Here is a 10,884-nt window from a genome sequence, read left to right as displayed (position 1 = left end):
ATTGACGCCATCGCAATGGCAGTTGCTAGTCGGTTTGGCTGCGGATGTTCAATAGTCTGAGACGTTTTTTAGGCGCCTCAGTATTTAGAAATCAAGTCTTATTGCGACTTGGCGACTTGCAAGGTGTTTTCTAAAAGGGTGGCAATGGTCATTGGGCCGACACCACCCGGAACGGGCGTAATCCAGCTAGCGCGTTCTTGAGACGCCGCAAACTCCACATCACCGCATAAACGGCCATCTTCCATCCGGTTAATGCCAACATCAATAACAATCGCGCCAGGTTTAATCCATTCGCCTTTCACCATTTCAGGAATACCTACACCCACCACCACTAAATCGGCTTCTGATACCATCTTAGGTAAGTCTTTAGTTGCACTGTGGCAAATCGTCACGGTTGCGCGTGCGTTTAAGAGCTCTAAAGCCATCGGCACACCCACAATATTAGAGGCACCCACCACAACCGCATTTAAGCCACGCAACTCAATGCCTGTTTTAGAAAGCATCGTCATCACGCCGTGTGGAGTGCAAGGTGCCAACTTGGTCATGCGAGTAGCTAAGCGTCCCACATTGTATGGATGAAAGCCATCTACGTCCTTAGAAGGCGTAATACATTCAATCACGGTTTCAGGGTCAATATGATCAGGTAGGGGAAGCTGAACTAAAATACCGTGAACATCATCACGGGCATTTAATTCATCAATCAACGACAATAAATCTGTTTGGCTGGTTGTGGCCGGTAAGTCATAAGCAAAATCATTAAAGCCGGCTTCTTTACAGGCGTTCTTTTTATTGCGCACATAAACTTGAGAAGCCGGGTTTTCGCCCACTAATATAACCGCCAGGCCTGGTCGTTGTTTACCTTGGCTAATTAATTGATCTACTTCTGTTTTAATACTTGCACGCAGTTCAGCGGCAATGGCTTTTCCGTCTAAGATTTTAGCAGACATAATGTTCCCTTAATATTAAGCAGGTTTCTAATGTCGACAATAATAACCGATTTAACGATGAAATATTATTGTAAAAATGTTTGATAACGCAGTTGACAGGCGACGGGGTGCTCTATACAATACGCGCATCTTTTGACGCACAGACAGATCTGATCTAACGTGTGTTGGCCGATAACTCGGAGTGTAGCGCAGCCTGGCTAGCGCACCTGTTTTGGGTACAGGTGGTCGGGGGTTCGAATCCCTCCACTCCGACCAGATTTCACTTTTTGATTAGTTTTCAGAAAGTACCCGAGGTTCGAATGAGCGCCCGTAGCTCAACTGGATAGAGCATCGCCCTTCTAAGGCGAGGGTTACAGGTTCGAGTCCTGTCGGGCGCACCATTTCGCCGTTCCAATATGGTGACCGTAGCTCAGTTGGTAGAGCCCAGGATTGTGATTCCTGTTGTCGCGGGTTCGATCCCCGTCGGTCACCCCATTTTTCTTTTATTTCAATAGGTTAAAAAACCTATATTCCCTGTAATATTTCAAGTCAAGTCAAGTCAAGTCAAGTCAATTCAAAAAATAGTCTACATTCTTTACGTCTTTGCTAACGCCTTATAGGCTTCCTTCCTAAAGTATAGTTACCTTTGTTGCTTAAATAATGCCTTAAATCTTGTGGGTAGTTAACTATCATTCAAAGAGTTTAGAGAGCTTGAAGTAGAGGTAAACAGATCTATTATAAACCAGCTAATATACACAAAGAATTAATAGGTTTTGTGGTATAACTGGATTTTAAGTTACGCGGTTTCTAGTAATAAATAACATGTTTAAAGACAAAAATAACGTTTTCCTACTGCTAGGTTTGTTGGTTTTGTGGTTGATGGTTGGTGTGTTTAACGCGTTCAATATCGCACAGTTGCCAAGCTGGATGATCTTGTTTACGCTGGGTTTTATAGCCTGGGTTACTTACCAATTTATTTATCCAGTTGGCTACATCAAGCGCAAAGCCTATTTGCAAACCACAATTCAAGAGTCCAGCAGGCTTCAAGGGCTTTCTGAGAGTGTCATCCTAAAATTAAGCAGTTTTATAGCCTCCGTTTTTATTGCAGGGGTTGCGCTGTTTGTGGTGGCCGGGTTTGGGCGTATAGAAAACTTACCCTATGTTGAATGGATTTTGCTCTTTGTAAGCACCGTGAGTTTTTTAGCTATTTATTACTGGGCTCAAAAAAAATCTACACATCATTTAAAAACTGAATATCGATTTTTACTTTTTATACCTGTTTACTACCTTAACCTGCTTATATTGGCCTTAGTCTATAGTCTAGTTTTTATTATATATGCTGATTTACCTGTTATGACGGCACATAGCTGGCATGAGCTGGTGTATCAAGCACGCCAATCGAGTGAAGCTAACGTCGCCTGGCTTTCTTGGATGCTAGCCTACGATCAAGCGATGCAACATTTCATTGTCGCAGTCCTGCAAAGAGGGTCAGAGGTTGATATGGCCTGGGGGTACAAGTTTATAGCTTGGCTAAGTTTTACCTTGATTAACGCATTCAAACTAGGTTTTGTTTGGTTGGTCATGCTAGGTTCTTTAAGTTTTCTCAATCAGCAGTTAACCAAAAATGTGGGGCAACCGGCCTCGTCATTTAGCTGGGGGTTTAGCTTGTCACTTGGTGGAATATTTGCCATATATCTGTTAGTAAGTTCAACAAACGTCCCGAATGTATTAAATATTTTAGAACCCAAAAAAGGCTTCATGGCATCACTCGGCTTGAAATCACAGACCTGCAGTGAAGAAAGTTTACAACGCCAAGTTAAAACTTATCAGGTTCATATAAATAAGGAACTAGCTGATCGGCGCGAACAAATAATTACAGAAATGAATCGAAAAATTGATCAACTAGTTGACGATGCGCTTGATAACGAAGAGGTTAAGCAAGGCATAGAGTCCTTTCTGGACTGGAACTACAGTGTAAAGGGAAGTTATATGCAGCTTGCTGTAAAGGGCAAAGAGTTTGTGTCTGATGACGCGTTAAATGCCTACATTATGCGCCAGTTTTCAGATAGGGTGGGGCTGATCCTTGAAGCGAAGCTACAGCAAAACTTATCAGAGCTAGATGGGTTTCTGACAAAAGAGTTTAACCAAACTAATGAGTCATTAGGTATTAACTTAGCGAGCTCAGGGTTTGATTGTCTTTTAGATCGTTTAGCTGAGCAAAATTTACCTGATTTTGGTGGTTCTTATGTTGGCAGTGGAATTGCGGCTATTGTCTCGGCGCGAATTGCGACGCAAATTGCGGCAAAGGTGAGTGCCCGCTTAGCGGCGCAAGTTGCCGTTAAGGCGACATCAAAAGTAGCGGTTCAAACGACAAGTCGAATGGCCACTATAGCAGCATCAACGGCATCAGGCATGGCCGTCTGTTCCGCAGCAGGTCCAGCTTCTGTTGCTTGCGGGATCGGCGCAGGGGCGCTTGCTTGGATGGCGACGGATGTGTTGATTGTGAGTGCGGATGAGTTTTTTCATAGAGACCAAATGCGCAGCGATATTCTAGACGCGATTGAACGCGAAAAAAATGCAATAAAGTGGGATCTAAAATTACAGTTCGGAGAATTGGTAGACCAGTTTATTAACAATGTTGGCGAGAGGCATGAAGAGCGTATTCGAATCATTAACTCAATTCGTTAAGATTCTTGCCAGCTAGGGTTTGGGAAAAGCTATAGATATAAACTATTGCTAGGTATGAGTTATTGCCACTGGATGTTAAGTTGGTTTAAATAGACCGAATAAAATTGGAAGGCTATTCTAATATAGATACATTAACAATGTGCCCGTGAAAAGGTAATGCTTAAGTGAATGGGGAACTGTTTGATACGTGTTTACTTTGAAGTAAAATTGGTCGGGACAGAAGGATTTGAACCTTCGACCCCCGCCACCCCATGACGGTGCTCTACCAGGCTGAGCCATGCCCCGAACAAGCTGTAGATTATAGCGGTTTTTAAACCTGAAGCAAGCAAGTTAAGGGGCTTAATTGCGTTTATTTTGTAAATCGTCAGGGGAGGGGCTTTTAGAAGGGTTGGGTAACGACTTACCGCTTAACTGATAAGCGAACACTAAAACTTGCGCGACCGCTTCGTAAAGGGCGGCTGGTACTTGTTCATTCAGTTCAACTTGACTGAGTAGCTCGGTAAGCTCCTGGTCTTGAGTAATTGGGATATTGTGTTGTTTGGCGACGTCAATGATTTGTTGAGCTAGGTGACCGGCCCCTTTTGCAGTAACTCTAGGAGCGCTGTCCCCCGAGTATTCGAGGCTGACAGCAAGCGTGTCTTTTAAACTGGGTTTATCGGACACGTGGTAGCCTGAAGTTATTGAAGCTGAAGTTGAGTAACCAAGCCAATATTTAACGCATTATCTTTAAGTGTGCTGTTAACGTTTTGCCAGTTAAATGGCACTTGGCGAGATTTCAGGTTTTCAACCAAGGTTAGGAGCATTTGTAAGCCTGAGGTATCAATCGAATCAATTTGGCCTGCATCAAATACCAAATTCTCATTTTCAGACATCACGCTTTGCTTAAGTTCAGAAAAGTGATCGTTAATATGGTGAATCGTTAGGTTTTCCGGAAGCGTAACTTGGCTGCTCATAATACAGGCTCCTTAATGCTTAATTGCAATATCGATTATAGTACGCGACCAATTACAGACAGCAATTTTTCAGGGCTGAAGGGTTTAACAATCCAGCCTGTTGCGCCCGCATCTTTGCCTTTCGTTTTCATGTCACCTGAAGACTCAGTGGTTAGGCACAAGATAGGGGTGAACTTGTAATTAGGCATCGCTCGCAGCGCACTAATGAGTTCAATGCCGTTCATGTTTGGCATGTTGATGTCAGTGACTACTAAATCGAACTGTTCGCGTTTCGCAATATCCAATGCAACCGCACCGTCTTCGGCTTCTGTGACGTCGTGGCCAGCTGATTTAAGAGACATGCTAACCATTTGACGCATGGATTTAGAATCGTCAACTGCTAAGATTTTTGACATCGTCTTTCTCTCTATTCTTTAAAGTTTGAAATTAATTGTGAGTGATTTTACGCGTAATTATAGCGGCTGTAAAATGGATATGCGTAAAACCCGCTTATTCCACTTCTCAACTGATCACTTTTGATTCGGTTAAATCCCATAACAGGCGTGTTAAGTCCGTTAAGGTGGCTTAAACCCAGTTGCCTATCTCTTTATTAAACTTTAATGTCGATCAATCCGACTTGCTGAGTGTTGGGGCTAAAGCTGGGTTTTGTAAGACTCAACTCAAGCAGGTTTAGTGCCAAGCTGGCTTGGTTAAACATTTCTCTTAAAATGGGGAAGGCACTTTGTATTTGGTTGGCGAGTATGGTGCCATCTGTATGAAAAAAACAGTTGAGTTGATGGTCGTTTTTAAGGCTTAATTTACAGGTTACATCATCGGTTTCCTGCAGTGACATTTGTAAAATAACCTCCCAATGTTGTTTTTCTTTGTCTGCTTTGTTTCTAATTTCCAGCGTAATGGCACCAACTTGGTGAGGCAGTTGCAAGGGGAGGTTGGTTAATAATGAGGTGTTGTCGAGAAGGTGAAGCTGGTTAAGGGTAATTTTATTAATACTTTGGTTAACCATTGTTAAGGCTTGCGTAATGCTTGGGTTGCGGGTTTGTGTTGCAAGTTGTTGCAGGCCTTGCTGGAGTTTGAATAGCTGCCCTTTAAGGTCGGTTTGTGTAGCTTGCGGTGTAATGTTTTTTGAGCTGAGTTTGTTTTCAAGTAAGATTCCGCTATTTGCCAGTGCTTGTTTGACGTTTTTAGCGTTGAAATGGCTGTGCGGTTTTAATAACTGTTCTAATATAGCGCTGATTTGGCCTTGTATAAGTGGCGGCAGCTGTTGAAGCAGTTGAGGTTGAGATAAAAAGTTTAGCGTTTGTTGAATGGGCATTTGCTGGGGTAGCAGTTGTCGCAAAAACACCTTGCTACTGTCAGCTGGGTTGTTAATCGGTTGAATTTGGAGCCGTATTTGACCTTGGTGTTCTTTTACCTTGACGTGCAATTGGTCATTTAGTTTTAGGTTTAGTTGTGTTTGAGCTTGCAGGGTTTGTCCGCCAAGATTTAAGCTGACTTGTCCCTGGTTCACCTGCATAACTTGCACATTTACTGTCTGCCCAATGAGCGGCTTCAACAAATTTAAAGCAAGCGGCGATGAGGCGTTAAGTTTTAAAGTCGGACTGGCAGGCAAATGGCCTTGAATTTTGGACATAGTCTAAGCTGCGTTTAGTTTAAAATGGTCTTATTAAATACAGCGTGGTTTTTTACACTGCAACTTATGGGCTTTTACGAAGGAAAGACTTGGCTATGAGCGTAAATGAATTTGACTTTAGTGACAAGGATTTTAAACGAGTTAAATCACTGGTTTATGATTTTGCGGGCATTGACTTGAATGAGTCCAAAAAGAACTTAGTGTACAACCGCTTGGCTAAACGGATTCGGTTTTTACAAATGAATCGTTTCAGCCAATATTTGGATTATGTCGAAGAAGTGGGTGAAGAAGAGTTTGTTAATTTGATTAACGCGATTACAACTAACTTAACTTTCTTTTTCCGCGAAAACCACCACTTTGAGTACTTGACGAATCAAGTGATTCCGCATTTATTGGCTAAAAATAAAGCCAGCAAAAAAATTCGTATATGGTCGGCAGGCTGTTCCACTGGTGAAGAGCCTTATTCGTTAGCGATTACATTAAAAGAAGCGGTACCATCTGGCTGGGATGCACGTGTTTTAGCTACCGACTTGGATACCACGGTTGTTGAGACCGCCCAACGAGGTGTATACAATATCGAGCGTTTAAAAGGCGTATCGGAAGACAGAAAAAAACGTTGGTTTTTAAAAGGTACGGGAGAGCGATCGGGGGTTGTAAAAGTCAAACCTGAGTTGCAGCAAATTATCGACTTTGGTCAAATAAACTTAATGAACGAATGGCCTATTCGTGACAAAATTGATGTGATTTTTTGTCGAAATGTGGTGATATATTTCGATAAGCCTACTCAGAGTAAGTTATTTAACCGTTACGCAGATTTGTTACAAGAAGAAGGTCACCTGTTCATTGGGCATTCTGAATCCTTGTATAAAGTATGTGACCGGTTTGAATTACTTGGCCAAACGGTTTACCGAAAGCTACGTTGATCTTTGATTAAATCACACGTGGCTTAAAGGAAAGTTATGGAAAAGGTAAAAGTATTAATCGTAGACGATTCGGCTCTGGTTCGCCAGATGTTGCAAGCGATGCTTGATAGCGATCCAGCGATTGAGGTTGTGGGCGCCGCGTCGGATCCTTATATGGCTCGAGACATGATTAAAGAGCGCCATCCTGACGTTTTAACCCTGGATGTTGAGATGCCTCGCATGGATGGGGTGAGTTTTTTACGCAATTTAATGCGTTTACATCCGATGGCGGTCGTGATGGTATCGTCGTTAACCGAAAAAGGCGCCGATGTCACACTTCAGGCGATGGAACTGGGGGCGGTTGATTTTGTCACCAAGCCCAAAATAGATATAGCCCATACTTTTGAACAGTATGGTCAAGAAATTTGTCAAAAAGTGAAAAATGCCGCGCTTGTATCTCGTTCCAGTTTAGAGCGCCAATATGCGCGTTATGTGGCGAATCAGGAGTCGCACCCTAAAGTTGAAGTGTTGCCTACCCCCACTTCACGTCCCAGCGAAAAGTACAGTGCGGATGCGATTATCAAACCACTGTCTTCGCCAGCGCGCCACTTTAAAACCACCGATAAAATTATTGCGATTGGGGCTTCTACCGGTGGTACAGAAGCGATTAAGGAAGTGTTGATGCGAATGCCGGCTTCTTGTCCAGGCATTGTGATATCGCAACATATTCCGGCGGCATTTAGTGGCCCATTCGCGACTCGGATGGATTCGGTTTCGCAAATGACCGTCATGGAGGCGAAAGACCGCCAGCAAATATTGCCGGGTCATGTTTATATTGCCCCAGGGGGCAAGCATTTACTGGTTGAGCGAGATGGCGCGCGTTATATCTGCCGTTTAAATGATGGCTCGCCGGTTAATCGACATAAACCATCGGTTGATGTTATGTTCCGCTCGGTGGCTCAAAATGTGGGAATCAATGCCGTTGGCGTTTTATTAACCGGCATGGGAGCCGATGGCGCGTTAGGTCTTCAGGAAATACAGCAGGCAGGCTCACCAACCATCGCTCAGGACCAAAAAACCAGTGTGGTTTGGGGTATGCCTGGCGAAGCCGTTAAGTTGGGGGCGGCCGATCAAGTCTTAGCTTTGGATAAAATCTCGAAAGTTATTTTAGACCTCGTAACAAAATAAATGGCACAAAGAGTGCTTATATCCAATACAATTCAACACCAAATGCAATAAGCGGAAGGAATTCATCGCATGTTTCAAATTATCAAACTCTATTGGCCAGCTTGGTTAGTCACCCTGGTAGGCATTAGCTTAATGTGGCTTGATATTCCATATATGCCAATGATAGTTGCGGTGGTTATTTCGCTAGTTTGGACGCGTTTAATCTCGAGTAATGCTACAAATTTAGGCTTGGCAAATTCCCGGGCTCGGCAACAGGCCGAACCAATGGTGAGTGTGCGAGAATCCGGTGGCTCTTTGCAGTTGATCATGAGTGATGTAGACGCGGTTATTGATGAAGAAGTCGACGTGGTGCGTACCGAGTTGCTACAAGTGAAAGATTTGGTGGCCGAAGCGATTGATACCTTAAACACCAGCTTTACCGGTTTGCATTCTCAAACCAATGAGCAGTACCAGCTCGTCTTGTCGTTACTTGCGAATTTGGGTGGTACGGGCGAAGGCATGAGTATTGAAAAATTCTCGGATGAAACTAAACAGGTGTTACAGCAGCTGATTGATATGATTTCGAACGGCAGTAAACGTAGTAATCAGACCATGAGCAAAATTGACGACATGGTGGCGCAAATCGAAGCGATTTTCACTTTGCTTGAGGATGTAAAAGGCATTGCCGATCAAACCAATTTATTGGCGTTAAATGCGGCGATTGAAGCCGCGCGAGCCGGCGAAGCAGGGCGTGGTTTTGCGGTGGTCGCGGACGAGGTGCGTAAGTTGTCGTTAAATTCTAACCAATTAAACGAACAGATTCGCTTAAAGGCGCAGAAAGCGCGTCATACGGTTGATCAAGTGCGCGGAATTGTAAGTGAAATGGCAAGTAAAGACATGGAGCAAGCGTCTACCTCGCAAACACGTGTTAATGATATGTTGGGTGATCTTGAATCAATGAACAAAACCATATCGACCAAGTTAAGTGATGTGTCGGGCATCATCAGTGGAATCGAACATAGCGTATCAAATGCGGTGCGTTCGTTGCAGTTTGAAGATATCGTACGTCAGTTGGTTGAACAGGTCATGAACCACCTTGAAAACTTGAGTAGTTTCTCGCGCCAAATTAACCAGTATTTGGAAGAAAGCAAAGAAAACCCAGCTTCTTCAGCGCATGAGTATAAAGAGCGTTTAGAAGAGTTTAGACAGACCATGCACGCAGAACGCCAAGAGATTGAAGGTAAACGTATGCGTCGTGTGAGTACGGGTACGATGGACGAAGGTGAGATTGAACTGTTTTAAACCACCAGGCCTGGCACTAGTGTCCGGAATAAATTATGAGGGGTTGACAAAAAAGCCGTTGTTCCTAGGATAGAGGTATTTCCGACAAAAGAAAGACTTCAAAAAGGAGACGACGGCTGTGTTTAACTCTACTCGATTCGCGCAATTTTTAAAACCCATTCGCACCACATTTAATTCCTTAGTCACCCAATACCAAACCGATAAACACGCCAAAGGCTTTAACGCATAAGCGCACCATCACTATCATCTCGGTGTTCATGTGCTTAAGCGCAGCACCTTATCGGAAGCCAATGCAAAACGTTCTGCCGATGTCTATCTTGCCTTATGCCAGCACTTGATGGGTCAGGTAAACCGCCGATTACGCAAACAGCTCAATACCTTTACCTACTTGATGGACTCAAGCCCCATTCAATTGTTTGGACAGGGTTATGATTGGGCGTTACGCGGCTCACGCATCAAAGGCTTTAAATTGCACATGCAATTGGAACTATCCAACCAAGTACCGGTATGTTTTGAGTTGACCGATGCGAATGTGCAAGACATTAACCAAGCGCGTATGTGGGAGCTGGAACCTGGCTCAACCCATGTCATGGATAAGGGCTACATTGATTATCAATGGTGGAAGCAACTGAGTGAACAGCAAATCAAGCTGGTGAGTCGGTTACAAAAGAGCGCAGTATTCAATGTTGTTCAATCCTATCTGTTAGATCCACAAGATCCGCACATTCTCCAAGACCAGTGCATTGAGTTTAGCGGTTTCAATCAGCAAAAACGGCTCGGTTCATTCCAAATGCGCCGAGTTGTCGTCAAGCGTGAAGACGGTAAAGCAAATCTAGCGCTCATTACCAACGACTTTAAGCGTTCAGCTCAAGAGATTGCGCAGCAGCGTTGGCAAATTGAGTTATTTTTCAAATGGGTTAAACAGAACCTAAAAATCAAACGCTTTATCGGACAAAACCCGAATGCGGTTCGTATTCAAGTTTTATCGGCCTTGATTGTGTATCTGGGCACCTCGATTAACCCAGAATAAAATTCTGCGGGACTTAAAGGTCACTTATTCTAGGCGCGACTCGCCGGCCTTAGTCATTCTATGGCCAAGAGTCGTAACAACGAAGAAGTGGCCTTCCCTACGCCTACATAATTTTTAAAGGCCGCAGGGCATGTAAGCCCCGCCCGAAGGGGCTTAGCCAAGTTTACCAGCTCCGCGTTGTGAACGTTTGCAAGGTCTAGACATTCCTTCACGTTCTCGCCTTGATCTGACAAACTTGGCGTTGCCAGAATTCATTCTGGGTTAATCGAGGTGTCCATTTGTATCT

At 43.8% G+C, this 10,884-nt stretch carries 10 protein-coding genes and 4 tRNA genes; 8 read left to right on the top strand and 6 right to left on the bottom strand.

What is annotated here, in order from left to right:
• Nucleotides 1-98: 98 nt before the first annotated feature.
• Nucleotides 99-947: a bifunctional methylenetetrahydrofolate dehydrogenase/methenyltetrahydrofolate cyclohydrolase FolD gene (folD, locus tag IBX48_RS09000; protein ID WP_296833481.1), complete on the bottom strand. Its 849-nt coding sequence runs from the start codon at nucleotides 945-947 to the stop codon at nucleotides 99-101.
• Between the two features lie 177 nt (nucleotides 948-1,124).
• Here folD and IBX48_RS08995 point away from each other — a divergent pair.
• From IBX48_RS08995 to IBX48_RS08980, 4 genes are all read left to right on the top strand, one after another.
• Nucleotides 1,125-1,202: transfer RNA gene (locus tag IBX48_RS08995), tRNA-Pro, on the top strand.
• A gap of 48 nt (nucleotides 1,203-1,250) precedes the next feature.
• Nucleotides 1,251-1,327: transfer RNA gene (locus tag IBX48_RS08990), tRNA-Arg, on the top strand.
• Nucleotides 1,328-1,345: 18 nt separating this feature from the next.
• A tRNA-His gene (locus IBX48_RS08985) sits at nucleotides 1,346-1,421 on the top strand.
• Between the two features lie 438 nt (nucleotides 1,422-1,859).
• Nucleotides 1,860-3,614 (top strand): hypothetical protein, encoded by a 1,755-nt coding sequence (locus IBX48_RS08980; protein WP_296833478.1) that lies wholly within the window; start codon nucleotides 1,860-1,862, stop codon nucleotides 3,612-3,614.
• A gap of 208 nt (nucleotides 3,615-3,822) precedes the next feature.
• Here the strand turns inward: IBX48_RS08980 and IBX48_RS08975 are convergent.
• From IBX48_RS08975 to IBX48_RS08955, 5 genes are all read right to left on the bottom strand, one after another.
• Nucleotides 3,823-3,899: transfer RNA gene (locus IBX48_RS08975), tRNA-Pro, on the bottom strand.
• 54 nt (nucleotides 3,900-3,953) lie between these two features.
• The gene (locus IBX48_RS08970) at nucleotides 3,954-4,277 is read right to left on the bottom strand and encodes an EscU/YscU/HrcU family type III secretion system export apparatus switch protein (protein WP_296833474.1); all 324 of its coding nucleotides are present in this window, start codon (nucleotides 4,275-4,277) and stop codon (nucleotides 3,954-3,956) included.
• Nucleotides 4,278-4,291: 14 nt separating this feature from the next.
• The gene (locus IBX48_RS08965; protein WP_296833472.1) at nucleotides 4,292-4,567 is read right to left on the bottom strand and encodes an STAS domain-containing protein; all 276 of its coding nucleotides are present in this window, start codon (nucleotides 4,565-4,567) and stop codon (nucleotides 4,292-4,294) included.
• A gap of 35 nt (nucleotides 4,568-4,602) precedes the next feature.
• A complete protein-coding gene (locus IBX48_RS08960; protein ID WP_296833469.1) occupies nucleotides 4,603-4,962 on the bottom strand; it encodes a response regulator in 360 nt (119 codons plus the stop codon).
• A 194-nt stretch (nucleotides 4,963-5,156) separates the two neighbouring features.
• Entirely contained in the window at nucleotides 5,157-6,197 is a 1,041-nt protein-coding gene (locus tag IBX48_RS08955; RefSeq protein ID WP_296833465.1) for a hypothetical protein, read from the bottom strand.
• Nucleotides 6,198-6,292: 95 nt separating this feature from the next.
• Here IBX48_RS08955 and IBX48_RS08950 point away from each other — a divergent pair, with 95 nt between their 5' ends.
• From IBX48_RS08950 to IBX48_RS08935, 4 genes are all read left to right on the top strand, one after another.
• Nucleotides 6,293-7,120 (top strand): protein-glutamate O-methyltransferase CheR, encoded by an 828-nt coding sequence (locus IBX48_RS08950; RefSeq protein ID WP_296833462.1) that lies wholly within the window; start codon nucleotides 6,293-6,295, stop codon nucleotides 7,118-7,120.
• A 36-nt stretch (nucleotides 7,121-7,156) separates the two neighbouring features.
• On the top strand, nucleotides 7,157-8,287 hold the full coding sequence (locus tag IBX48_RS08945) for a chemotaxis response regulator protein-glutamate methylesterase (protein WP_296833459.1): 1,131 nt from the start codon (nucleotides 7,157-7,159) through the stop codon (nucleotides 8,285-8,287).
• A 69-nt stretch (nucleotides 8,288-8,356) separates the two neighbouring features.
• The gene (locus tag IBX48_RS08940) at nucleotides 8,357-9,568 is read left to right on the top strand and encodes a methyl-accepting chemotaxis protein (protein WP_296833456.1); all 1,212 of its coding nucleotides are present in this window, start codon (nucleotides 8,357-8,359) and stop codon (nucleotides 9,566-9,568) included.
• A gap of 259 nt (nucleotides 9,569-9,827) precedes the next feature.
• Entirely contained in the window at nucleotides 9,828-10,598 is a 771-nt protein-coding gene (locus IBX48_RS08935; RefSeq protein WP_296833453.1) for an IS4 family transposase, read from the top strand.
• The last annotated feature ends 286 nt before the right edge of the window (nucleotides 10,599-10,884 follow it).

The sequence above is a fragment of the Thiomicrospira sp. genome (assembly GCF_014859555.1).
Classification (GTDB): Bacteria; Pseudomonadota; Gammaproteobacteria; order Thiomicrospirales; family Thiomicrospiraceae; genus Thiomicrospira.
Note: the sequence above shows the minus strand (reverse complement) of the source record. Positions and strands in the feature narration are given on the sequence as shown.